This window comes from Bacteroides sp. AM37-9 (assembly GCF_003603455.1).
Taxonomy (GTDB): Bacteria; Bacteroidota; Bacteroidia; order Bacteroidales; family Bacteroidaceae; genus Bacteroides; species Bacteroides xylanisolvens.
The window spans coordinates 49,841-73,560 of the sequence record NZ_QTNF01000007.1 but is presented as its reverse complement, the minus strand read 5'-3'; the positions used below and the strand labels follow the sequence as shown (position 1 = coordinate 73,560).

The window sequence follows — 23,720 nt, the reverse complement described above, 5'->3', positions numbered from 1 at the left end:
TATGGAAAAGAATTTGAACTTTTTAGATCGAAACGAATTTAACTACAGTCCATCAAAAGAAGTAGTAGAAGCTTTAAAAAACTTCGATATAAATAAACTTTGTTTTTATACCCGCATTTACGATGAAGGAAAGAAAAGTATATTATCTGTTTTCTTATCCGAATTATATGATATAGATGAAACACAAGTCCTGCTAGGCTACGGCGGAGAAGATATTCTGAAGCAAGCCGTTCATTACTTCCTGACTCAAGAAGATGGAAACAAAACGATGTTGATTCCCAAGTTCTCATGGTGGTATTATAAGTCAATTGCAGATGAGGTGAATGGCCATACTTTGCAATATCCTCTTTACGAAGACGGAAACACTTTTAAATATGACTTTGAGACGCTGAAAGATATGATTCAGAAAGAGAATCCGAAGATTCTTTTACTGGCTTCTCCCAATAACCCTACCGGCAACGGTTTAACTCCGAAAGAACTGGATGAACTGCTTGCAGAAGTACCCAGCCAAACAGTGGTACTGATAGACGAAGCATACGCTTCTTTTGTTTCAACTGATACCAGTTATATCAAAAAGCTGGTTAATAAATATCCGAATTTGATTATTTCCCGTACTTTATCCAAGTTTTATGGATTGCCCGGTTTACGTATGGGATTCGGATTTATGAGTAAGGAACTGGAAAATTTCAGCAGATACAGCAATAAATATCTGGGATACAACCGAATATCCGAAGATATTGCCATTGCAGCTCTTAAATCGGATGCACACTACCGCAACATCGCCAAACTGATGAACGAAGACCGTGAGCGTTACGAAAAGGAAATCGGCGTGTTACCCGGATTCAAAGTATATGAATCGGTTGCCAATTTCATTTTAATCAAATACCCGATAGAGCTAAAAGAGGCTTTACAAAAGGCTTTTGCCGAACAAAGTTATAAAGTGAAGTTTATGAATGAACCGGATATCAACACTCATTTGCGTATCACATTGGGACGCCCAGAGCAGAACCGGATCGTTATAGACACAATTAAAGAAATCGCCTCCAAATGAAAGCAGTAATATTAGCCGCAGGAATAGCGTCACGCTTACGCCCGCTGACCGATACAACGCCCAAATGCCTCCTCAAGATAGGAGAACGATGCCTACTGGAAAGGGCTTTTGATGCTCTGATACAAAACGGATTCGACGAATTCATTATCGTCACGGGGTATCGCCAGCAACAAATCGTTGATTTTCTGCAGGCACGTTATCCAGTCCAAAATATTACTTTCATCTATAATGACAGATATGAATCAACCAACAATATCTATTCATTATGGCTTACCCGACCGTATACAGACGGGGAAGAAATATTGTTATTAGACAGCGACATTGTTTTTGATCCTCAAATTGTAGAAAAACTGCTTCATTCGGATAAAAACGACATATTGGCACTGAATCGGCACGAGCTTGGAGCGGAAGAAATAAAAGTCATCGTAGACGACGCACAAAAGGTTGTTGAAATCAGCAAAGTCTGTTCTATATCCGATGCTATCGGAGAGTCTATCGGTATCGAAAAGATGTCAACTGAATACACCAAAGCTCTATTCCGGGAACTGGAAATTATGATTACCACTGAAGGACTGGACAATATATTCTACGAACGGGCTTTTGAGCGACTGATTCCGCAAGGATATAGCTTTTACGTCATGGATACCACCGAGTTCTTCTCGGCCGAACTGGACACCGTAGAGGACTTTCAACAAGCACAAAAGTTGATTCCAGCCAGTCTTTATTAATCAAAATTCAGATAGAAATGGCAAATTACGATATCCGCCCTCTACAGCTTCGCATATTAAAGAATTTATTAGCTGTTGACAAAGTTTGCAAAGAACATAATCTGCGATATTACATCATGGCAGGCACCATGCTGGGAGCCGTCCGCCACAAAGGATTTATCCCTTGGGATGATGATCTGGATATCGGCATGCCAAGAGCCGATTATGATTTATTAATGGCTAATGCCAAAGAATGGTTGCCGAAACCATACGAAGCTGTATGTGCTGAAAACGACAAGGAATATCCTCTTCCATTCGCAAAAGTACAGGATGCCGACACCACTCTAATTGAACGTATGCATCTCAAATATTTGGGAGGCGTATATATTGATATATTCCCACTGGACGGAGTTCCGGAGAGCCGCATGGCGCAAAGAATGCATTTTGCAAAGTACGAATTCTACAAACGTGTACTTTATCTGATTCATCGCGATCCATACAAGCATGGAAAAGGTCCCAGTTCATGGATACCGCTATTATGCAGAAAGCTTTTTACCCTTACCGAAGCACAGGAAAGTATCAGGAAAGTAATGAAAAAGTATGATTTCGACCAATCCGCATTGGTCTGTGATTATGATGACGGAATGAAAGGAATCATGTCTAAAGATATTCTGGGTACCCCTACTCCAATCTTATTTGAAAATGAAGAAGTATGGGGAGTACAGAAATACGATGTCTATCTGTCACAGAAATACGGAGATTACATGACCATACCTAAACAAAGTGGGCAAAGACAACACAATTTCCATTATTTAGACCTGAATAAACCTTATCGGGAGTTTGAAGTCTAACTATAATCACATAAAGGTAAGAAGTAGAAATGAGAATAGGTTTTGACGGAAAACGTGCAGTACAGAATTTCACCGGTTTGGGTAATTATAGCCGCTATATAGTGGATATTCTATGCCAATTCTATCCGGAGAATGAATATGTATTGTATGCCCCCAAGAAACGGGAAAATAAAAGGCTGAACAAATTAACGAAGCAATATCGGCAACTACAGCTTTCTTATCCCACTACTTCTTTCTGGAAAAAGTTAAGCTCGTTATGGCGAGTGTTGGGAGTCACCCGCCAATTGGAAAAAGAAAGAATTGATATTTTTCACGGACTTAGCAACGAATTGCCCCTGAATATCCATAAAAGTAAGGTAAAAAGTATCGTGACGATCCACGATCTGATATTTCTGCGATACCCACAATACTACCATTCGATCGACAGGAATATATATACATACAAATTCCGCAAAGCCTGCGAAAATGCAGATAGAATCATTGCTATCAGCGAATGTACCAAACGTGATATCATTGAGTATTTCGGGATTCCTGCCGATAAGATAGAGGTTGTTTATCAAGGATGTGATACTTCATTCACGCACCCTGTAACAGAAGAGAAAAAAAGAGAAGTTCGAGCTAAATATCAACTACCGGAGCACTATATCCTCAACGTAGGAAGTATTGAAGAACGAAAGAATGCCCTTTCGGCGGTACAAACACTAACGATGCTTCCTGAACAAATTCATCTTGTCATTGTAGGACGCCATACAGAATACACTGATAAGATTGAACGTTTTATTAAGGAGAATAAGCTGGAAGAAAGAGTACACATCATCAGCAATGTTCCTTTTGATGATCTGCCGACTTTTTATCAGCTAGCTGAAATTTTTGTATATCCTTCACGCTTTGAAGGCTTTGGCATCCCCATCATAGAAGCTTTATACTCCGGAATTCCGGTAGTAGCCGCAACAGGTTCTTGCCTGGAAGAAGCCGGAGGTCCCGACTCGATCTATATACATCCCGATGATATCAAAGGAATGGCCAATGCTTTCAAACAGATATACTCTGACCCTGAAAGAAAGAAAGTAATGATTGAAAAAGGGCAAATATTTGCCAAAAGATTCTCTGAAGAAAAGCAAGCGGAAGAGATCTTAAACATCTACAAGAAATTAATGAGATGAACATACTTAAACACACAATAAAGAAATTTATATATGGCACTCTCCCATATTATTTCATGAAAGGATATAAGCCCGGCTCTCCTTATCTGAAATACTATGAATATATTAAAGAGCATGGATATTCAAGACACCTGTATGAATTCAAAGATGAATATGCAAATATGCCCGTTGACGTACAGAAAGACGAGGAGAAAGGTTTATACTATGTTCAAAAAGAAGAGAAACGGCTCTATTTCAGAAAGAGCACTCCGGCCAGGAAAATTCAAAAATATTACAGGGCTTTGAGCATGGAACAAGACAGGCGTTCACCGCACCATTACTTCAACAGCGTTAAAGAAGTGACAGGAAAGGTATTTGTAGATGTCGGTTGCGCCGAAGGATATTCTTCATTGGAAATCATCGAAGAAGCTAAACATGTTTACCTGTTTGAACAGGACGAACAATGGCTGGAGGCCATTAGAGCGACCTTTGAGCCATGGCAAGATAAAGTTACGATTGTCCAAAAGTATGTAAGCGACCATAACTCTTCAAGAGAACAAACCCTGGATGACTTCTTCAACAATCAAACGGATGAGCATCTGTTTCTAAAAATGGATATCGAAGGAGCTGAACGGCATGCATTGGCCGGATGCAAGAACTTATTTCAAAATTGCCAGAAGTTGGATTTTGCAATTTGCACATACCATCTACATGATGACGAAGCAGTCATTTCTGCATTTTTGGATAAGCATAACTGCACATATACCAATCAGAAAGGTTTTTTCAGGCATAAAATCCGCAGTGTAGTCATGCGCGGAAGCAAGAGTTAATCATTGATAATCAGCAGAAAGCAATTCGCAATAGTCATACTTACACAAGTATGTATCATAAATGTGCTTTTCTTTTTTCAATAAGAAACGTGAGATATGCGGTTCCCAGGAAAAGAACTTACGCACAGAACGGTACAAACGGAAGAATAAAATTAGGGATACGATATGCCTTTCTTTTTCTTTTCGTGCCGCACGACGATAAATATAATGAGTAAAGAACTGATCGCTATAACGAAGAGCCAGACTAACAGTAGATTCTACATCCCATCCCCTCAAAGAAGCGTATTCTGTCATTATATAAGTCAGCACTTCACGAGAGATGCATAAACGACACATATTACGGCACACAGTATCACAATCAATATCCGATAGTAACTGCATGCGATTCACGTCAACCAGGGAAAAACTATATTCATTCGCATCATTCTGATGGATCAATATATTGCCGGGAGAATAGTCCAAATGCAGGATACCTGCCTGATGCAAAGCAGCTGTGTAGCGCGCAAAAGCAGAAAGTTTATCTTCATTTCCTTCCACTTTCCCATCCATCAGGGAACGGACTGTTTCGCCACCATCATAACAACAAATGTAATAGCTATGTGAAAGAAGACCACTCTGGAATTGTTCAATCATAGCAACTGGCTCCGGAGTGTCAAAGCCATGTTGTTGAATTTCCATAGAGTAAATATAGGAACGCTCTGCTTTTGATTGCCGGAAAAACGAATATACAACACGATTGATGATGTGAGGCTTCTTAAAGCTCTTCACCACAACATCAATGCTGCCTAAGCCAATTCGTTTTAAAACATTACGCCCATCGTACACCACATCTCCTTTTTCCTGGAAGGACCTTGGAATTTCTTCTATCTCCTTCTGCAGATGCGCGTACTTGGGATTTACAATCACTCTCATTACACTCTCCTATATAATACTAATTACAAAGATGGAGCAAAGATAAAGAAATTAAGGCATATTCCGACTATATTTTTTTCTTTTCTCACAAAGATTGGCTAACTCTCTATACATATTAAGTACTGTTGCGAACAACTTTAGTCGTTTTTTCTTTTTTCTTTTCATTTATATTTAGACATAAATGCTTTTTTTTAGCTATGTTTGCACGATAAAAAGCATAAAGAAGTCAAGCATGAAACCAATCAAAAAAATTCTGATTATTCGATTTAGACAAATAGGGGACTCTATTCTGGCTGTTGCATTGTGCAGTACGCTGAAAAAAAGTTTTCCCGATGCAGAAATACACTTTGTGCTGAATAAAAATATAGCATCGCTCTATGAGGGTCACCCGGACATAGATAAAGTTATTACATTTGACAAGAATGAGAATAAGCCATTCACTGCTTATATAAAAAAAGTATGGCAAGTGACGCATCAAAACAAATACGATGTCATCATCGATATGCGTTCTACGATCCGGACTCTTTTTTTCTCTCTTTTCTCATTAAAAACTCCTTTCCGGATAGGGCGTATCAAGGGATACACACGTTTTCTATTAAATTATCGGACAGACACTTACAGCAATAGTCTAACAACTGATATGGTAGAACGCAACCTATTGCTTGCAGCGCCATTAGAGAAAATCAGGCCTATTCAATATACAAAAGAATTCAGGTTATACCTCACTGACCAGGAGAAAAAAGACTTTCGATATTATATGGAAAAGGAGGGGATAGATTTCGCGCGCCCTGTATTCCTAATAGGAGTCACCACCAAGCTCCTCCATAAAAAATGGAATACGGAGTTTATGATAACCACACTTAAAAGAATATTGGAAGAATACAAGGACATACAAATGATCTTCAACTATGCACCGGGGTATGAAGAAGAAGATGCAAGAAATATCTACAAGGAATTGGGATGCCCGGAACGCATCAAGATTGATATACAAGCCTCTTCATTACGACAACTGGCAGCACTTTGCGCCAACTGCTCGTTTTATTTCGGAAACGAAGGAGGAGCCCGACACATTGCGCAAGCCCTCGAAATTCCTTCATTCGCTATTTATTCGCCAAGCGCTTCTAAATCAATGTGGCTACCTGCAAATTCCGTACTTGCCCGAGGTATTAGTCCCGACGATATTCTTCCGCCGGAACAACAAGCAACATTAACTTATGAAGAACGTTTCGCATTAATTACCCCGGAAAAGGTATACGATCAATTAACTTCGACATTAAGACAATTGAGCTAACTCGCGATATAAATCAAGATAAGCTTGTATATGCTTCTCGTAACTGAATGAAGCTGCATGTTCTTTCATTCTGGTCAAGCGTTCCTCATCTTTATAGAAATCAGGCAAATGTTCCCGGATACTTTGCACCATAGATTCTGTATCCAAATGTTCCCACATGATGGCATGTCCATTACAAACTTCCGGCAAACTAGTGCGATTAGCAGCAAATACAGCTTTTCCAAACTGCATAGCTTCTACCACAGGCAGCCCAAAACCTTCTCCTTCACTAGGAAACAGGAACGCTTCACAGTTCCGATACAACCAAATCTTTTCACTTTGAGTGATTACATCTGTCAAAAACACATTAGTGACTTGCTTCTCACGAATCAGATTACGCACTTCTTCAGCATAAGCGAAATGGGCATCTCCACAAATATACAAATCATATTCCGGGAAATGGCGCATTACGTCAACCAGGAGATGGAAATTCTTTTTCCTACGGATCTGTCCAATCGTAAAAAAGAAAGGACGTCCCGTCGCAAAAGACGGCTGGGTTCCTTCCAACATATCGATCCTCTCCACCCCATTATAGATGACCCGGATCTCTTTCCCCTTCAAATCTATATGTTGGCGAATGACATCTGCTACATAATGAGAAATCGTTGTGACTACTGATGCCTTATTGACCTTATTCTGCATCCGACGAAGATACATTTTAGCCTTCCAAGGCTTTTTCTCCGTTAAGAAATTAAAGTCATGTATAGTAAAGATAAACTTTGTACCACCGGCAATACGTAACAACTTCCGCTGCTGATTCACCGCATGCCATACATCTACTTTAGGAAGAGTAAAAGGGAAAAACTTATTGATACGACGTACCGGAACAGAGGTCACATTCGGGCCAAATTCCTGCATATATTTCTGTCTCAACAAATATACAAAATGAAGATCCTCTACCGGCATAGACGAAAAAGCGGCCGCATAGTTGGCCGCAATCTGTCCGAAACCAGCTGTTAGACTACCATAATTCGTAAGATCTATCAGTACCTTTTTCTTTCGTTGTATCTCTTTTTCCATCATTATTTGATTCTACGCTCTTTCGGCTCAAAAACAACTAAATTGAATTCCTGCAAATATCAACCTACAATCCCTTCTATTTTTGCAATAACCTGTTCCGGCTTTATATCTCTTAAACAGGCATAATCACCACGCCAACAAGGCTTCTGTCCATATACAGAGCAGGGACGGCATGACAAATCAAGTTGCACGGTATTAACCGGCAATTGCTTCCAGCCCATAAAACCGGCATAAGGATGAGTGGCCCCCCAAATAGAAACAACCGGAATATTGACCAAGGACGCCAAATGCATATTGGCAGAATCCATTGAAAGCATCACATCTAAATGGCTCATCAGATTCAGCTCGGTACGCATATTCAGTTTACCGATCATTGAAACAACAGAAGGATATTTAGCAATCCATGCGTCAAACACTTCCTGCTCGCTTTTACCACCTCCAAAAAGAAAAACTTTCACTTGTGGGTTAGCCGCAAAATGTGCTATAACCTGCTCCTGCAACTCTAACGGATAAATCTTACCTCTGTGTTTGGCAAAAGGGGCTATACCAATCCATTTTTGACCTTCCTTAGGTCCTGTGACTGGCTCTATCTCTGCAAAGTTGCCTTTTCCTTCGCCATAAATAGAAGAGAAATTTAATAAAACCGGCAAACCGAGCTTCTCAAGCACATCGGCATAACGGCGAAAAGAACTCTTCTGATTCTCCATCACCTTATCGTGACGACGAACCAGTTTCTTTTTACCGGCCCTTCCCTTACATATGGAAGCTACCGGTTTATTGGCAAGACGGAATCGCAGACATAAATATTTGGAACGAAGCACATGATGAAAATCAGCAATGTAATCAAAATGCATCGCTTTCAACTCCGAATAGAGGCTATTCAAGCCCCAAAGCCCCTTGTGTTTGCCTGTTAAGTCAGCTCCGACAAAACCTACATTCGTAGGCAGCCCCTGAAAGAGCGGCTGCCATACAGCACGACTTAACACTGTTATTTCGTGCTGCGGGTATTGCACAGCCAGCGAATGTATTACCGGTATTGTCATGGCTACATCGCCAAGAGCTGAAAAACGAATAATGAGAATACGCGCCATTCGTTATTTTTTAGCATAAAGCACCGGATTCAATGCCGGGTCATTATACATTTTCATCTGTTTATATACTTTCATATATTTTCTCCCGGCTTCGATATCAACCAATAACTGCTCAATAGCCGTAGAGAGGTCTTTACGTTGTTCCAGCAGGATATTCAGCTTAGTCTGACATTGAAGACGGTGTTCCTCTGTAGTATCCGTACGTTCCACTTCCTGCTGCATGTGGTAAATTTTCAATGCAAGAATTGACAAGCGGTCAATAGCCCATGCAGGACTTTCTGTATTGATCGTTGCGTCAGAAAGAGGTTTTACTTCTTTGTATTTGTCTAAGAAGTAGCTATCAATTAGTTCCACCAAGTCTGTACGATCCTGATTTGATTTATCAATTCTTCTTTTCAAAGCCAATGCTTCTACCGGATCAATCTGCGGGTCACGGATAATATCCTCAAAATGCCATTGCACAGCATCAATCCAGTTCTTTAGATATAAATAATACTCAATAGTTTTCAACTCGTAAGGATTGTTCATCGGAGCATCCACACTATCCGTTACATGGTAATCTGTTGTCGATTTCCAAAAAATCTCGTTGCAAAGGTTACTAAATGTCATAATCTTAACTAGCTAATAGATATATAATAGGGCAAATCTATGTAATATTTTTCAGACAAGCAACCGTTTCTTACTTTTTTATTTGTTACCTTTGTGGGTATAAAAGATGAATTGTATATGAAAATTATTATCGACAATAAAATACCATTTATAAAAGAAGCGGTTCAGAGAATAGCCGATGAGGTGGCTTATGTACCGGGGAAAGATTTCACTCCGGAGCTCGTACGGGAGGCAGACGCACTTATTGTCCGTACCCGCACACATTGCAACCGGGATTTATTGGAAGGTAGTCGGGTGAAATTCATAGCGACGGCAACTATTGGTTTCGATCACATTGATACAGAGTATTGCAAACAGGCAGGCATAGAATGGACAAATGCTCCGGGATGCAATTCTGCTTCTGTCGCCCAATATATACAGTCATCGCTTCTGGTGTGGAAATCTTGCAGAAACAAAAAGTTAAACGAACTGACGATTGGAATCATAGGAGTGGGAAACGTAGGGAGTAAGGTAGCTAAAGTTGCCCGGGATTTTGGCATGTGCGTTTTACTGAATGATTTGCCACGGGAGGAAAAAGAAGGAACAGAGCTATTTGCCTCACTAAATAAAATTGCAGAAGAATGTGATATCATAACCTTTCACGTACCTTTATATAAGGAAGGGAAATATAAAACCTTCCACCTGGCAGATGAGAACTTCTTCCAGTCACTCAAACGAAAACCGGTTATCATTAATACCTCCCGAGGAGAGGTCATTGACACCAATGCTCTTTTAAAAGCCCTAGACAGCCGGATCATTTTAGATGCCATCATTGATGTATGGGAACATGAACCGGAAATTAACCGTGAGTTACTGGATAAAGTATTTATTGGCACTCCCCACATTGCGGGTTACTCTGCCGATGGAAAAGCAAACGCCACACGCATGTCACTGGATGCCATTTGCAAATTCTTCCAAATAGAAGCTGATTATAAAATAAACGCACCGACACCCGCCTCTCCTATCATACATGCCAAAAACCATGAAGAAGCAATCCTCCAAATATATAATCCAGTCGAAGATAGCACCCGATTGAAAAATCAACCGGAACAATTCGAAACCTTACGCGGGGATTATCCTTTGCGGCGAGAAGAGACAGCTTATTTAATCAAGTATTAAGAAATAAGTATTAAGTATTAACCGTAGCGACCGAGAACTTCATGAAATTCCGTCAAACGATTATCTGCATGGAGTAATACTTAATTAATACTTATTTCTTAATACTTGTTCTATGACTTGCGGGAAGTATTCATATTCCAAGGCATGCACTTTCTTGGCTACATCATCCGGAGAATCTGTCGGAAGAACAGGACAGGTAGCCTGGAAGATTGCATTTCCTTCGTCATAATGCTCATTTATATAATGTATAGTGATACCGCTTTCCTTTTCACCGGCAGCCACTACCGCTTCATGAACCCGGTCACCATACATTCCTTTGCCTCCGAACTTCGGCAGAAGAGCAGGATGTATATTTATAATTTTATCGGGATAAGCATGCAAAAGCAAGTCAGGCACACGAACCAGAAAGCCAGCCAGTACGACAAAGTCGATGCGGTACTCCTGCAAAATAGCCAAAATTTCATCTCCGGCTATCCAGTCCTCCTTTGGAAACACGTTACAGGGCACTCCCAAACGATGCGCACGTTCCAAAACGTATGCATCACTTTTATTAGAAAGTACCAACGAAACCTGAACGGAATCGTTTTTTTGGAAATACCGGATAATATTCTCGGCATTTGAACCGGAACCGGAAGCAAAAATTGCGATGTTTTTCTTCATAACCCTCAATTTCGATGCACAAAACAGTGAAAAATGTGCAAAACTTTGCATTTATTTAGTCAAATATTTGCGCAAAACGATAAATATTCATTCCTTTGCACCGCAAATTTAAAGAAATAAAACTAATTATTAATTAAAAACTTAAAGTTATGTCTGAAATTGCATCAAGAGTAAAAGCGATTATCGTTGATAAATTAGGCGTAGAAGAATCAGAAGTTACAACCGAAGCAAGCTTCACTAACGACCTGGGAGCAGATTCTCTTGACACTGTAGAACTTATCATGGAATTCGAAAAAGAATTCGGTATCTCTATTCCTGATGACCAAGCAGAAAAGATTGGTACTGTAGGTGATGCTGTATCTTATATCGAAGAACACGCTAAGTAATTCGATTTCATCAATATGGAATTAAAAAGAGTGGTAGTAACAGGCCTTGGCGCCATTACTCCCGTTGGCAACAGCGTTCCCGAATTTTGGGAAAACCTTGTGAACGGGGTTAGTGGAGCAGGGCCTATTACTCATTTTGATGCGTCGTTATTCAAGACCCAATTCGCATGCGAAGTGAAAGACTTCGATGCAACGAAATACATAGACCGCAAAGAAGCAAGAAAGATGGACCTGTATACTCAATATGCCATCGCTGTTGCCAAAGAAGCGGTGAGTGATTCCGGTCTTGATGTCGAGAAAGAAGACTTGAACAAAATCGGTGTTATTTTCGGCGCCGGTATTGGTGGTATACATACATTTGAAGAAGAGGTAGGCAACTACTACACTCGTCAGGAAATGGGTCCGAAATTTAATCCGTTCTTCATTCCAAAGATGATTTCGGATATTGCAGCCGGACAGATTTCTATCATGTATGGTTTCCATGGTCCTAACTACGCGACTTGTTCAGCATGTGCTACTTCAACCAACGCTATTGCAGATGCTTTCAACCTGATTCGTCTGGGTAAAGCAAACGTAATTGTATCCGGTGGTTCGGAAGCAGCTATCTTCCCGGCAGGTGTGGGCGGTTTCAACGCTATGCACGCACTGTCAACACGCAACGACGAAGCTTCTAAAGCTTCACGTCCGTTTAGCGCAAGCCGTGATGGTTTCGTTATGGGCGAAGGTGGCGGTTGCCTGATCCTGGAAGAACTGGAACACGCTAAAGCTCGCGGTGCAAAAATCTATGCAGAAGTTGCCGGTGTAGGTATGTCTGCAGATGCACATCACCTGACAGCTTCTCATCCGGAAGGTCTGGGAGCGAAATTGGTGATGAAAAATGCACTGGAAGATGCGGAAATGGATCCGAAAGAAGTAGATTATATCAATGTACACGGTACATCTACTCCGGTTGGTGACATTTCAGAAGCAAAAGCAATCAAGGAAGTATTCGGTGATCATGCGTTCGAGTTGAACATCAGTTCAACAAAATCTATGACAGGTCACTTGCTGGGAGCTGCCGGTGCGGTAGAATCTATTGCAAGTATCCTTGCTATCAAGAACGGCATTGTTCCTCCGACTATCAACCACGAAGAAGGTGACAACGACGAGAATATCGACTATAACCTTAATTTCACGTTCAATAAAGCACAGAAACGCGAAGTTAATGTTGCCTTGTCCAATACATTTGGATTTGGTGGTCACAATGCGTGCGTTATCTTCAAGAAATACGCAGAGTAATATCGTGTTACGTAACGAAATAGATAAGATAAGGCTCTTGTTCCGCAAGGATAGAGAGTCTTATCTTTGTTTTTACCGGATACTCGGGTTCTACCCGCGCAATATCCAACTTTATGAGCAGGCTCTCCTGCACAAATCAACTTCTGTCCGCTCCGACAAGGGACGTCCCCTCAACAATGAACGGCTGGAGTTTTTAGGTGACGCCATCCTCGACGCCATCGTAGGAGATATTGTCTATAAACGTTTTGAAGGGAAACGAGAAGGTTTCCTGACCAACACACGTTCTAAAATCGTACAACGGGAGACTTTGAATAAGTTGGCCGTTGAAATCGGCTTGGATAAACTCATAAAGTATTCCACCCGCTCTTCTTCTCACAACAGTTATATGTACGGAAATGCTTTTGAGGCATTTATCGGAGCTATTTATCTGGATCAGGGGTATGAACGCTGCAAACAGTTTATGGAGCAACGGATCATCAACCGTTATATCGACCTGGATAAAATATCCCGAAAAGAGGTTAACTTCAAATCCAAACTTATTGAGTGGAGCCAAAAAAATAAGATGGAGGTTTCCTTTGAGTTAATCGAGCAATTTCTCGATCACGACAGCAACCCTGTCTTCCAAACCGAAGTACGCATTGAAGGACTTCCGGCAGGAACAGGTACGGGATATTCCAAGAAAGAGTCTCAACAGAATGCTGCCCAAATGGCTATAAAGAAAGTAAAGGAACCCGTATTTATGTCAACTGTCGAAGAGATCAAAGCACAACATTCAACAACTACAACAGAACCGGAGGTTGAACTTGCAACTAACTCTGAAACTGAATTGGCAACTGAACTTGAGAATGAATTTGAGAATGAACTTGAAGCCGAACTGAATGTAATTCCCGAGACAAAACCGGAGAATGTTTTAGAAGAAAACACCTCCGATAATGAAATTTCTACGGCACAACCTACTATGGAAGCCGAGAAGACTAGCCAAAGCAAATCCCCATGCGACGCCCCTGAATCACCAAATCGTGATCTTCAGTAACTAATTTCAGTTTTCCTGCAACTTCTTCAAGAGGGATAGATGCAATATCGTCCCCTTTTAAAGCTACCATACGCCCGAATTCACCCTTGGCGATCAATTCTGTCGCGTGGCCGCCCATACGGGTAGAAAGATTGCGGTCGAAAGGAGTAGGCGAACCACCACGCTGAATATAGCCCAGAACTGTTTCGCGAGTTTCTATACCAGTTTCATATTCAATCTCCTGCGCAATATATTCAGCAGCCCGTTTGCGTCCGTCTGTCCTAATACCTTCTGCTACCACTACAATAGAATAAGGCTTGCCCTTTTTCAGTCTTTCCAGAATCGTATTACCAATATTTTTAATGTCATAAGCAATTTCAGGGAGAAGAATCACATCCCCTCCTCCTGCCATACCGGAATACAAGGCAATCCAACCCGCCTTGTGCCCCATCACTTCAATCACCATCACCCTTTTGTGAGAACTTGCGGTGGAATGTAAACGGTCGATGGCATCGGTAGCAATACTTACTGCCGAGTCGAAACCGAAAGAAATATCTGTACCCCAAATATCATTATCAATGGTTTTAGGAACAGATACGATATTCACTCCCATCGCAGCAAACTTCGCCGCAGTCTTCTGTGTTCCATTTCCGCCGATACAAACGACACAGTCGAGTTCCATTTCCCGGATATTCTGAAGGATTAAAGACGGTTTGTCAACATCAGAGACAACGCCTCCTTTTTTGAAAGGCTTCTCACGAGATGTTCCTAACATCGTTCCACCCAGATTGAGCAAACCGGAGAGCGACTTGTCTGTAATAGATTCGACATCTTTAGTCAGCAAGCCCTGAAAACCGCTGTGAATACCTACTACTTCCATCCCGTAATAATTGATGGCAGTTTTGCACACGCCACGAATCGTGGCATTAATACCGGGACAGTCCCCGCCGGATGTTAAGATTCCAATTCTCATTGTCGCATTTTTTAGTCTAAAACTCGGGATTTATATGAAAGTCGTCTATTTTTAACGATTATTTCCGTCGTAAAGATAGAAAAAAAAGATAAATAAGTTACTTTTGCACGACTAAACATTATTATGTTAAAGCAGAAATGAATATTACAAAAATTATTAGTAAGACTTTCGATTCCCGTTTAAAACAGATAGACCTATATGCTAGTCAGGCTAGTGAGATACAGCATCGTGTGTTAAGCCGCTTAACACGCCAGGCCGCTCAAACAGAATGGGGAAGAAAGTACGATTATTCCTCTATCCGTAACTATGAAGATTTCCGTAAACGTGTTCCTATCCAGACATACGAAGAAATTAAGCCTTATGTAGAACGTTTGCGAGCTGGGGAACAGAATCTGCTTTGGCCATCGGAGATACGCTGGTTTGCAAAATCCTCCGGAACGACTAATGATAAAAGTAAATTCCTTCCCGTCAGCAAGGAAGCGCTGGAAGATATTCATTACAGAGGAGGAAAAGACGCGGCAGCTCTTTATTTCCGCATCAATCCGGATAGCCATTTCTTCTCCGGCAAGGGACTGATTCTAGGAGGAAGCCATAGCCCGAACCTCAATTCCAATCATAGTTTAGTAGGAGATTTATCCGCTATTCTGATTCAAAACGTAAATCCGCTTATCAATTTCATTCGTGTACCAAGCAAGAAAATTGCGTTGATGAGCGAATGGGAAACCAAGATAGAAGCAATCGCCAACAGCACTATTCCGGTAAATGTGACAAGTCTGTCCGGTGTACCGTCGTGGATGTTGGTACTTATCAAACGTGTTCTTGAAAAGACAGGAAAGCAGGCACTAGAAGAAGTATGGCCCAATCTGGAAGTCTTCTTCCACGGTGGAGTGGCTTTCACACCGTATCGTGAGCAATATAAACAGGTGATTACAACACCTAAAATGCATTATGTAGAGACCTACAATGCTTCGGAAGGATATTTCGGAACCCAGAACGACCTTTCCGATCCTGCCATGTTATTAATGATCGACTATGGAATTTTCTACGAATTTGTTCCATTGGAGGAAGTGGGAAAAGAAAATCCACGGGCTTATTGTCTTGAAGAAGTCGAGCTCAACAAGAACTATGCAATGGTTATTTCTACTTCCTGTGGTTTGTGGAGATACATGATTGGTGATACAGTGAAGTTTACCAGCAAAAATCCCTATAAGTTTGTCATCACGGGAAGAACGAAGCATTTCATCAATGCATTTGGTGAAGAGCTGATTGTCGATAATGCTGAAAAAGGCTTGGCAAAGGCTTGCGCCGAAACCGGAGCACAAATTTGCGAATACTCTGCGGCGCCGGTGTTTATGGATGAGAACGCAAAATGCAGGCACCAGTGGCTGATAGAATTTGCCAAAATGCCGGATTCCGTAGAAAAGTTCGCCGCAATACTTGACGCTACGCTGAAAGAGGTTAACTCTGACTATGAGGCCAAACGATGGAAAGATATTGCTTTGCAACCATTGGAAGTGATCGTTGCCCGTCAGGGATTGTTCCATGACTGGCTGGCACAGAAAGGAAAACTGGGAGGACAACACAAAGTACCCAGATTAAGCAATACACGCGAATATATAGAAGCAATGCTGGTGCTGAATAATAGCGCTCATCCGGAAGAATAACCAAAAACCAAAACATAACCACTACAAGTTTTTTTCCATTACAGAGGTTACTTGTATAAGGAGAGAGCGTCAAAACAACTCTCCGATTTCTTTCAGGCACGGATTACACGAATTACATGGATAAGTTTATTCTCTTTCCTTGTTTATTCGTGTAATCCGTGCCTTAGTTATGTCGATTAGCAAGCTAAGTTTTGTTTTAAAAAACTTGCGTCAGAGCGTTCATCTTCCCAATATATAAGATTACCGGGCGTTGACTATGATTCCTCCTCCTAGTAGCAATCCGTCTCCATAGAATGCAGCAGCCTGCCCGGGAGCAATGGCTGTTAATGGTTCATGGAGCTGCACGTGCAGTAAATGATCCGATGTGACGGTAATCGTGCCATAGTTTTCCTGCTTGCGATAGCGTATCTTCACAATTATGTCAGAGCGTCCTAAAGTACGCTCCTGATTTACAAGATTCCAATCTTTCAACCACATTTCTGTTTTTTCCAACGATGAAAGAGAAGCCAACATCACTTCATTCTTTTCAGGATCAATCTCTTTCACAAATACAGGACGATTCAGATGAATGCCCAAACCGCGTCTCTGCCCAATAGTATAAAAGGGATAGCCTTCATGCCAGGCAATAAAATTTCCCTTTTCATCGACAAATCTTCCTCTTCTGATTCTGTCAGACCAGGTCTGTTTATCGCTGCCCGATGTCTGACTATTGTTGATTGATGCCTCACTATTACTGACCGACATCTGACCATTTCTGACCAACCAGTCTTTTAAAAAGGTCCGATAGTCCATCGGGCAAAAACAGACACCAATACTATCCTTTTTGGTTGCCACCTTTCGAAAACCATGTTCAGCAGCCCAGGCACGGGCTTCAGCTTTCGTAATATCGCCCATCGGCAACAGCATCCTATTAAGAATATCCTGTTTCAATCCCCATAAGAAGAAGGTTTGATCCTTATCCGAATCGGCGGCGTACGTTATATAAAAGGTTTCATTTAGTTGTATATTCTGCGCATAGTGTCCGGTAGCAATATAAAAAATTCCCATTTCATCGGCAATCTTAGCAAGCAAAGGCCATTTCAGATAATTATTGCACAAGGTACAGGGGACCGGAGTACGTCCTGCCAGGTATTCCTGCACAAAATATTCAATAATCTGCCGGGCAAATATTTCACGGGCATCGTATGTTATATGCCGTATTCCTAAACGTTCTGCCAAATTACGGGCATCTTCCAAGTATTCTGTCGAACCATTCAATTCATAAAAACGGAAGGTTACCCCGATTACTTCATAACCGGCTTCCAGCAATCGCATAGCAGCAACAGAGCTATCTGTACCGCCACTCATTCCAAGCAATACGCGTTTGTTTTCCTCTATCATGCTGCAAAATTAAGTATTTTCCCGTATCTTTGTCAGTTAAAGCCTAAAAGAGAATGAAAGAGAGACCAACTAACGGACAAGTTATAATCGTTTTCACAGAGCATCCGATACTCGGCATATTACTGATTCCGTATATTGCGGAAAGGCTGAACGATGGCACCTTGCAATTAGTGGAGCAAGCGTTTCACGCCTCTCCGGAAGCTATGAGCATAATGAGCGAAGCGGAAAGACAAGCTATCGATATCGCTTCATACTATACAGAAAAGTATCTGATGGGCCTCTACTCCCGTGAAAAAACAGTATCACGCTTTCTACATAAGCTATCCGAAGATCCGGAACGAATTAAAAATAATATTCGCCCGTTCATCGAAAAGAAGCTGTTGGAGATGCTGGCGTTGATACGGGAAAATGGACTGCCTTTTTATCAGAAACAAGCCGGTAGCAAAATCTTATACGCCCATCATATTTATCATATCAACCCTCACGACGTAGAAATTCGCGTAACGTTTCATGTTGACAGTAAAACGTTCCGTTATCAGTTGCAGTGTTATTATGAAGGGCAACCGTTCTCTTTGAGTGAGTTAAAACCGGTAGTTGTACTGACCTCCTCGCCGGCCACTCTATTATTGGGAATGGAGTTATATTTCTTTCCGCACATTGAAAGCGCACGTATCTTACCTTTCACAAAGAAAAGATCGATTAGCGTAGACGCTTTGCAGATTGAGAAATACATAGACAACATCGTTATTCCAATTGCACGTTATCACGATATCGAGACTCACGGTTTGAATATTACTGAAGAAGAATGTGCCTGTGAAGCTGTTCTCTCATTCGAAGATGCCACATACAACGGACAAGCATTGCAACTTGTCTTCCGCTATGGAGACCAGACATTTGCACCAGATAGTGCTAATGAAATGAAGAAAATCATTTATCGGAAAACATCCCGTGAAATCGGCTTTTTCCCGCGTAATATTACAGTGGAAGAACAAGCAGTCCAACTCTTAACGAATGCCGGTCTGCAACAACTCAATGCCACACACTTCCAACTATCCGCCAAAGCTCCGGAAAAGACAATTGTCGAATGGATCAACAATCATCGGGAGATGTTGCAGCAATCCTTTCACCTTACCAGTAATGTAGGGAATGCATTATATTGTCTGGATGAGATACGCATCGAGCAAAGCTGCGACGATGAGGTTGACTGGTTCGAACTGCACATCACTGTTGTTATCGGTAATCTGCGCATTCCTTTTTCACGTTTCCGCAAACATATCCTCGAAGAAAAGCGGGAATATCTGCTACCTGACGGGCGTATGATTCTCCTGCCTGAAGAGTGGTTCAGCAAATATGCGAACTTACTGGAGATGGGAGTACAAACAGAAAAAGGAATTCGGTTGAAACATGCATTTATAGGTGCCGTACAGACAGCTTTGGGTGAGGATGGAGTGAAAAAATTCCCCGCGAAGCAGCAAATACATAACGTTGCCGTACCAAGAACGCTTAAAGCAACGTTACGCCCCTATCAGCAGAAAGGATTCTCGTGGATGGTACACCTCCATAAACAAGGATTTGGCGGATGCCTGGCAGATGACATGGGACTCGGGAAGACTCTTCAGACTCTTACCCTGCTACAGTACATATATAAGCCATCCGCTCCCAAACAACCCGCTACCCTAATTGTAGTCCCCACATCGCTACTTCACAACTGGCGACGGGAAGCCAAGCGCTTTACAGGGCTCTCAATGATGGAATACAACAACACCGTGGCTATAGACAAGAAACGTCCGGAAAAATTCTTCGGTCATTTTCACTTGATCTTTACTACGTATGGCATGATGAGAAATAACATTGATATACTCTCTTCCTACCGTTTCGAATACGTTGTGCTCGATGAAAGCCAGAATATCAAGAATAGCGAATCGCTCACCTTCCGGTCGGCAATTCAACTGCAAAGCAAACACCGACTCGCACTGACAGGTACTCCTATCGAAAACTCATTAAAGGACCTGTGGGCTCAATTTCATTTTATACAACCGGACTTACTGGGCACGGAAAGTGCTTTCCAAAAGCAGTTCATAATGCCGATTCGCCAGGGAAACGAACGCGTACGAGTGCAGTTGCAACAACTGACTGCCCCATTCATCCTCCGCAGAAGCAAGAAAGAGGTAGCTCCGGAACTTCCTGAACTTACGGAAGAAACAATCTACTGCGACATGACTGAAGAGCAGAACACGTGTTACGAACAGGAGAAAAACAGCCTGCGAAACATACTTCTCCAGCACCCTCAAAGTACGAACAGGCTCCATTCATTTAGTGTACTAAATGGCATTTTGCGTTTACGACAACTCTCTTGTCATCCGCAACTCATTCTTCCTGATTATACCGGAACATCCGGAAAAACCGCACAGATAATCGAAACATTCGCTACATTACAAAGCGAAGGACACAAAGTCCTAATTTTCTCTTCATTCGTCAAACATCTGGAGGTCTTGGCTGAAGCTTTCCGAGAACGAGGCTGGAAATATGCCCTATTAACAGGAGCAACCAACAACCGGCCTTCCGAAATCGCCCATTTCACCGAGCAAAAAGATGTTCAGGCATTCCTTATTTCACTAAAAGCAGGGGGTGTGGGACTCAATCTTACACAAGCCGACTATGTATTTATCATAGATCCCTGGTGGAATCCTGCCGCCGAATCGCAAGCCATCGCCCGTGCCCATCGTATCGGTCAAGACAAACAGGTGATTGCCTATCGCTTCATTACACAAAACAGCATTGAGGAAAAGATTCTGCATCTGCAAGATGAGAAACGAAAACTGGCGGAAACATTTGTTGCCGACAGTGAGTCATTGCCTATATTAAGCAATGAGCAATGGGTAGACCTGCTCTAATAATACATAAAGCCTCAATCTATCACAGAGGTGTGTAAAATGTATTATTTCATCGTATTCCTGAATTTTTTTATCCATATACTCTTATTTTATCCGGTTATCTTTGCCACTGTGAAAATTATAAATAACCCGAAATAATAAATGTATGAAAAACAGGAGCATTACCTACCTATTACTATTTGGTATTTGCAGCATGTTGGCAATCATGCAATCATGCCAAAAAACAGACGACCTGGAAGCAGACATCAATTCTCTGAAAGACCGTGTCGCTGCTTTGGAAAAAGCAACGGAAGGACTGAATACTTCATTTGCCAGTCTGCAAGCCCTTATGCAAAAAAACAAAATCATTATCGGAATTACTCCGACTAAAGATGGCTTAGGATATTTGCTGGAACTTAGTGACGGAACAAGCATTAAAGTCATGGAGAGTGAAGCAGTACAAGCGTCTGTCCCTGAATTTTCCGTAGACGAAGAAGGCTACTGGATATATAAAACAAGTAATGATACAGATTTCAAATATCTGCCAGGAGCCGATGGAGAGAAAATATCAGCCTGGCCCCGTGATGGAGAAGGCAATGTGGTGGCAACTCCATTAATCAGCGTATCTTCCAGTGGATATTGGCAAGTGAGCTACGATAATGGACAAACATATACAAGCTTAGGAACTAAGGCCGAAGGTGGAAGTCAGGGAGGAACCAGCATATTCAGCAAGGTAGAATATAATGAAGCAAACCATACTTTCTCATTCACCCTGGCTGATGGTGAAAAAACATATACTTTCCCAGTAGACGACAGCTTCGGACTGATCATTTATGGTCTCAATGACGCTGAAAGTGAACAAGCTGTGCAAGTTTTTGCCCCCAATGAAAGCCATAAAGAGTATAAAGTAGAACAGAATGACGTGCAACAAGCTGCAATACAAGCTCCTAAAGGATGGGATGTTCTTTTATCCGAGAACTTATTAACTATCACACCACAAGCAACTGTTGTAAAAGACGTAGAAGAAACAATTAAGATTGTACTTACTTCATCAAAGAATTATATCCGTATTGTTTCTATTGAAGTGAAACAACTTTCCAATGAAACCGGAGCAAAAGCCTGGCAACAATTTGTAAACGCAGATCAACAAAATGTATTATTGGACTTTTCATACGCCGGATATAAACATGGTGAAATAGCTCCTCCTGAAATAGAAACATTAATAGCACAAGGATATAAAGTATACGATGTTACAGATCCCCAATATGGGGCTATCCCCAACGACGGCAAATCTGACAGAGCAGCTTTCATGAAGGTACTGGAAGAAATAGCAAGAGAAACAAAGCAAGAAGATCTCAATAATATGACAGATCGATATATTAAGGAAAACGCTAAAGCTATTATCTACTTCCCAGAAGGGAATTATATTCTACAAGATGAGGATTCTAAGGATCGCAGGATTCGTATATCGATGAGTGATATTGTTTTAAAAGGAGCCGGAAGAAACAAAACAACACTCGAAATGACTGCTGCAAATAATTCTCCCAAACCTACTGAGGAAATGTGGAATGCTCCTGTTATGATGGAGTTCAAACATAATACAGGATTAGGAGAATCAATTGGTGCTATCACTGAAGACGCTCCCATAGGCAGCAAAACCATAACGGCCAGTTTAACAGGAGTAAGTGCGGGCAGTTGGGTATGTCTCGTACTGGGAACCCCCAAGTTGGGAAACACGGATAATGATGTTATTAATTCCGAACTATCGCCTTATCAATGGCAAGATATTAAGGTACAACAAGGCATTACTCCCAATATCAAAACAAATGGTATTCAAATATTCGAATACCATCAGATTGAAAAGATTAGTGGTAACAGTATTACCTTTAAAGAACCCATCATGCATGCTATTAATAAAGATTGGGGATGGAATGTACATAAATTCGCCAATTATGCCAATGTTGGCGTAGAAGACCTTACATTTAAAGGACATGCCAAAGAGAAGTTTATTCATCACGGCTCTGACATAGATGACGGTGGTTTTAAGCTTATCGATTTTGTACGTCTGACCAATTCATGGATGCGCCGGGTTAATTTTGAAAGTGTTAGTGAAGCCATGTCAATCACAAGTTCTGCCAATTGTTCTGCTTATGACATCACTATTGGTGGTAATCGTGGACATGCTTCTATCCGCTCGCAAGCTTCTTCCCGTATCTTTATTGGAAAAGTAACTGAAAGCAGCAATGGCTACACACTTAGAAAAGGAGAAGGTGAAAGCACATTGATGGAATATAAAACAAACGTTGGTCAATATCACGCTTGCGGTGTTTCAAAGCAAAGCATGGGTGCTGTAATATGGAATGTGAAATGGGGAGATGATTCTTGCTTTGAATCACATGCCACACAGCCACGTGCAACATTAATTGACTGCTGTACTGGCGGTTTCATGCATTGGAGACAAGGAGGAGACTCTGCTCAAATGCCAAATCACATGGAGAATCTGACAATATGGAATTTCTATGCAACAAATGTACAAACAGATCAGGACATCGATACAGAAGGTAAATTTACCTGGTGGGATAGTAACGGCTTTTGGTGGAAATTTATGCCTCCTATCATTGTCGGTTTCCACGGAAGTCCTTTAGATTTTGATGCTACTCAAATGAAGCGACTCGAAAGTAACGGAACTGCTGTGGAACCATATTCACTCTATGAGGCTCAATTACGTAAACGTTTGGGATATGTTCCTTCCTGGCTATCCTCTTTAAAATAATAACTTTAAAACAATATAAT

The 23,720-nt window shown here is 41.4% G+C and carries 20 protein-coding genes; 13 read left to right on the top strand and 7 right to left on the bottom strand.

Translation table 11 applies throughout. From position 1 onward, the window contains the following. Nucleotide 1: 1 nt before the first annotated feature. Genes DW862_RS07030 through DW862_RS07010 form a run of 5 tightly spaced genes read left to right on the top strand, consistent with a single transcriptional unit; the run spans nt 2 to nt 4,581 of the window. Nucleotides 2-1,051 carry a histidinol-phosphate transaminase gene (locus tag DW862_RS07030; protein WP_008024033.1) on the top strand — a complete coding sequence of 350 codons (1,050 nt, stop codon included), beginning with the start codon at nt 2-4 and terminating at the stop codon, nt 1,049-1,051. Next, nucleotides 1,048-1,779 carry an NTP transferase domain-containing protein gene (locus tag DW862_RS07025; protein WP_120067548.1) on the top strand — a complete coding sequence of 244 codons (732 nt, stop codon included), beginning with the start codon at nt 1,048-1,050 and terminating at the stop codon, nt 1,777-1,779. Before DW862_RS07030 ends, DW862_RS07025 begins: the two co-directional genes overlap by 4 nt. 17 nt (nt 1,780-1,796) lie before the next feature. Beyond that, the gene (locus DW862_RS07020; protein WP_120067547.1) at nt 1,797-2,609 is read left to right on the top strand and encodes a phosphorylcholine transferase LicD; all 813 of its coding nucleotides are present in this window, start codon (nt 1,797-1,799) and stop codon (nt 2,607-2,609) included. Between the two features lie 29 nt (nt 2,610-2,638). Next, nucleotides 2,639-3,772, top strand: coding sequence for a glycosyltransferase family 1 protein (locus tag DW862_RS07015; protein ID WP_120067546.1), 1,134 nt, complete (start codon nt 2,639-2,641; stop codon nt 3,770-3,772). Next, complete coding sequence (locus DW862_RS07010; protein WP_009039122.1) at nt 3,769-4,581, top strand: FkbM family methyltransferase; 813 nt, start codon at nt 3,769-3,771, stop codon at nt 4,579-4,581. The genes DW862_RS07015 and DW862_RS07010 overlap by 4 nt, the downstream gene beginning before the upstream one ends. On the opposite strand, the gene DW862_RS07005 is transcribed toward DW862_RS07010, so the two are convergent. Beyond that, entirely contained in the window at nt 4,582-5,493 is a 912-nt protein-coding gene (locus tag DW862_RS07005; protein ID WP_049701601.1) for a lipopolysaccharide kinase InaA family protein, read from the bottom strand. Between the two features lie 232 nt (nt 5,494-5,725). Between DW862_RS07005 and DW862_RS07000 the strand changes: the two genes are divergently transcribed. Next, nucleotides 5,726-6,784 carry a glycosyltransferase family 9 protein gene (locus DW862_RS07000; protein WP_118407503.1) on the top strand — a complete coding sequence of 353 codons (1,059 nt, stop codon included), beginning with the start codon at nt 5,726-5,728 and terminating at the stop codon, nt 6,782-6,784. On the opposite strand, the gene DW862_RS06995 is transcribed toward DW862_RS07000, so the two are convergent. Genes DW862_RS06995 through DW862_RS06985 form a run of 3 tightly spaced genes read right to left on the bottom strand, consistent with a single transcriptional unit; the run spans nt 6,767 to nt 9,543 of the window. Beyond that, nucleotides 6,767-7,843 carry a glycosyltransferase family 1 protein gene (locus tag DW862_RS06995; protein ID WP_061448425.1) on the bottom strand — a complete coding sequence of 359 codons (1,077 nt, stop codon included), beginning with the start codon at nt 7,841-7,843 and terminating at the stop codon, nt 6,767-6,769. The two genes, DW862_RS07000 and DW862_RS06995, sit on opposite strands and share 18 nt — an antisense overlap. Before the next feature lie 59 nt (nt 7,844-7,902). Further along, entirely contained in the window at nt 7,903-8,934 is a 1,032-nt protein-coding gene (locus DW862_RS06990; RefSeq protein WP_009039118.1) for a glycosyltransferase family 9 protein, read from the bottom strand. Nucleotides 8,935-8,937: 3 nt separating this feature from the next. Then, nucleotides 8,938-9,543 carry a DUF4254 domain-containing protein gene (locus DW862_RS06985; RefSeq protein WP_015532111.1) on the bottom strand — a complete coding sequence of 202 codons (606 nt, stop codon included), beginning with the start codon at nt 9,541-9,543 and terminating at the stop codon, nt 8,938-8,940. Between the two features lie 117 nt (nt 9,544-9,660). On the opposite strand from DW862_RS06985, the gene pdxB reads away from it, so the two are divergent. Continuing rightward, nucleotides 9,661-10,701: a 4-phosphoerythronate dehydrogenase PdxB gene (gene pdxB / locus DW862_RS06980; RefSeq protein WP_120067545.1), complete on the top strand. Its 1,041-nt coding sequence runs from the start codon at nt 9,661-9,663 to the stop codon at nt 10,699-10,701. Nucleotides 10,702-10,785: 84 nt separating this feature from the next. Here the strand turns inward: pdxB and purN are convergent, their stop codons facing one another. Then, complete coding sequence (gene purN, locus DW862_RS06975; protein ID WP_008024015.1) at nt 10,786-11,412, bottom strand: phosphoribosylglycinamide formyltransferase; 627 nt, start codon at nt 11,410-11,412, stop codon at nt 10,786-10,788. Between the two features lie 98 nt (nt 11,413-11,510). Here purN and DW862_RS06970 point away from each other — a divergent pair, with 98 nt between their 5' ends. From DW862_RS06970 to rnc, 3 genes are read left to right on the top strand one after another with little or no spacing between them, the layout of a single operon-like run. Next, nucleotides 11,511-11,747 carry an acyl carrier protein gene (locus DW862_RS06970; RefSeq protein ID WP_002558672.1) on the top strand — a complete coding sequence of 79 codons (237 nt, stop codon included), beginning with the start codon at nt 11,511-11,513 and terminating at the stop codon, nt 11,745-11,747. Nucleotides 11,748-11,762: 15 nt separating this feature from the next. After that, nucleotides 11,763-13,025 (top strand): beta-ketoacyl-ACP synthase II, encoded by a 1,263-nt coding sequence (gene fabF / locus DW862_RS06965; protein ID WP_008024013.1) that lies wholly within the window; start codon nt 11,763-11,765, stop codon nt 13,023-13,025. Next, complete coding sequence (gene rnc / locus DW862_RS06960; RefSeq protein ID WP_117683800.1) at nt 12,991-14,058, top strand: ribonuclease III; 1,068 nt, start codon at nt 12,991-12,993, stop codon at nt 14,056-14,058. Before fabF ends, rnc begins: the two co-directional genes overlap by 35 nt. Here rnc and DW862_RS06955 read toward each other — a convergent pair. After that, nucleotides 14,000-15,010, bottom strand: coding sequence for an ATP-dependent 6-phosphofructokinase (locus DW862_RS06955; protein WP_004315551.1), 1,011 nt, complete (start codon nt 15,008-15,010; stop codon nt 14,000-14,002). The genes rnc and DW862_RS06955 overlap by 59 nt on opposite strands. A 137-nt stretch (nt 15,011-15,147) precedes the next feature. On the opposite strand from DW862_RS06955, the gene DW862_RS06950 reads away from it, so the two are divergent. Continuing rightward, a complete protein-coding gene (locus DW862_RS06950; protein ID WP_087317611.1) occupies nt 15,148-16,674 on the top strand; it encodes a GH3 auxin-responsive promoter family protein in 1,527 nt (508 codons plus the stop codon). A gap of 240 nt (nt 16,675-16,914) precedes the next feature. On the opposite strand, the gene mnmA is transcribed toward DW862_RS06950, so the two are convergent. Then, on the bottom strand, nt 16,915-18,054 hold the full coding sequence (gene mnmA / locus DW862_RS06945; RefSeq protein WP_004315547.1) for a tRNA 2-thiouridine(34) synthase MnmA: 1,140 nt from the start codon (nt 18,052-18,054) through the stop codon (nt 16,915-16,917). 53 nt (nt 18,055-18,107) lie between these two features. Between mnmA and DW862_RS06940 the strand changes: the two genes are divergently transcribed. Together DW862_RS06940 and DW862_RS06935 are read left to right on the top strand one after the other, a co-directional pair. Next, nucleotides 18,108-20,948, top strand: coding sequence for a DEAD/DEAH box helicase (locus DW862_RS06940; RefSeq protein ID WP_120067544.1), 2,841 nt, complete (start codon nt 18,108-18,110; stop codon nt 20,946-20,948). A 145-nt stretch (nt 20,949-21,093) separates the two neighbouring features. After that, nucleotides 21,094-23,700, top strand: coding sequence for a DUF4955 domain-containing protein (locus DW862_RS06935; RefSeq protein ID WP_008024001.1), 2,607 nt, complete (start codon nt 21,094-21,096; stop codon nt 23,698-23,700). The last annotated feature ends 20 nt before the right edge of the window (nt 23,701-23,720 follow it).

Coding starts and splice junctions, on each gene's coding strand:
- DW862_RS07030 (WP_008024033.1), top strand. CDS start 2: ATGGAAAAGAATTTGAACTTTTTAGATCGAAACGAATTTAACTACAGT.
- DW862_RS07025 (WP_120067548.1), top strand. CDS start 1,048: ATGAAAGCAGTAATATTAGCCGCAGGAATAGCGTCACGCTTACGCCCG.
- DW862_RS07020 (WP_120067547.1), top strand. CDS start 1,797: ATGGCAAATTACGATATCCGCCCTCTACAGCTTCGCATATTAAAGAAT.
- DW862_RS07015 (WP_120067546.1), top strand. CDS start 2,639: ATGAGAATAGGTTTTGACGGAAAACGTGCAGTACAGAATTTCACCGGT.
- DW862_RS07010 (WP_009039122.1), top strand. CDS start 3,769: ATGAACATACTTAAACACACAATAAAGAAATTTATATATGGCACTCTC.
- DW862_RS07005 (WP_049701601.1), bottom strand. CDS start 5,493: ATGAGAGTGATTGTAAATCCCAAGTACGCGCATCTGCAGAAGGAGATA.
- DW862_RS07000 (WP_118407503.1), top strand. CDS start 5,726: ATGAAACCAATCAAAAAAATTCTGATTATTCGATTTAGACAAATAGGG.
- DW862_RS06995 (WP_061448425.1), bottom strand. CDS start 7,843: ATGGAAAAAGAGATACAACGAAAGAAAAAGGTACTGATAGATCTTACG.
- DW862_RS06990 (WP_009039118.1), bottom strand. CDS start 8,934: ATGGCGCGTATTCTCATTATTCGTTTTTCAGCTCTTGGCGATGTAGCC.
- DW862_RS06985 (WP_015532111.1), bottom strand. CDS start 9,543: ATGACATTTAGTAACCTTTGCAACGAGATTTTTTGGAAATCGACAACA.
- pdxB (WP_120067545.1), top strand. CDS start 9,661: ATGAAAATTATTATCGACAATAAAATACCATTTATAAAAGAAGCGGTT.
- purN (WP_008024015.1), bottom strand. CDS start 11,412: ATGCAAAGTTTTGCACATTTTTCACTGTTTTGTGCATCGAAATTGAGG.
- DW862_RS06970 (WP_002558672.1), top strand. CDS start 11,511: ATGTCTGAAATTGCATCAAGAGTAAAAGCGATTATCGTTGATAAATTA.
- fabF (WP_008024013.1), top strand. CDS start 11,763: ATGGAATTAAAAAGAGTGGTAGTAACAGGCCTTGGCGCCATTACTCCC.
- rnc (WP_117683800.1), top strand. CDS start 12,991: ATGCGTGCGTTATCTTCAAGAAATACGCAGAGTAATATCGTGTTACGT.
- DW862_RS06955 (WP_004315551.1), bottom strand. CDS start 15,010: ATGAGAATTGGAATCTTAACATCCGGCGGGGACTGTCCCGGTATTAAT.
- DW862_RS06950 (WP_087317611.1), top strand. CDS start 15,148: ATGAATATTACAAAAATTATTAGTAAGACTTTCGATTCCCGTTTAAAA.
- mnmA (WP_004315547.1), bottom strand. CDS start 18,054: ATGATAGAGGAAAACAAACGCGTATTGCTTGGAATGAGTGGCGGTACA.
- DW862_RS06940 (WP_120067544.1), top strand. CDS start 18,108: ATGAAAGAGAGACCAACTAACGGACAAGTTATAATCGTTTTCACAGAG.
- DW862_RS06935 (WP_008024001.1), top strand. CDS start 21,094: ATGAAAAACAGGAGCATTACCTACCTATTACTATTTGGTATTTGCAGC.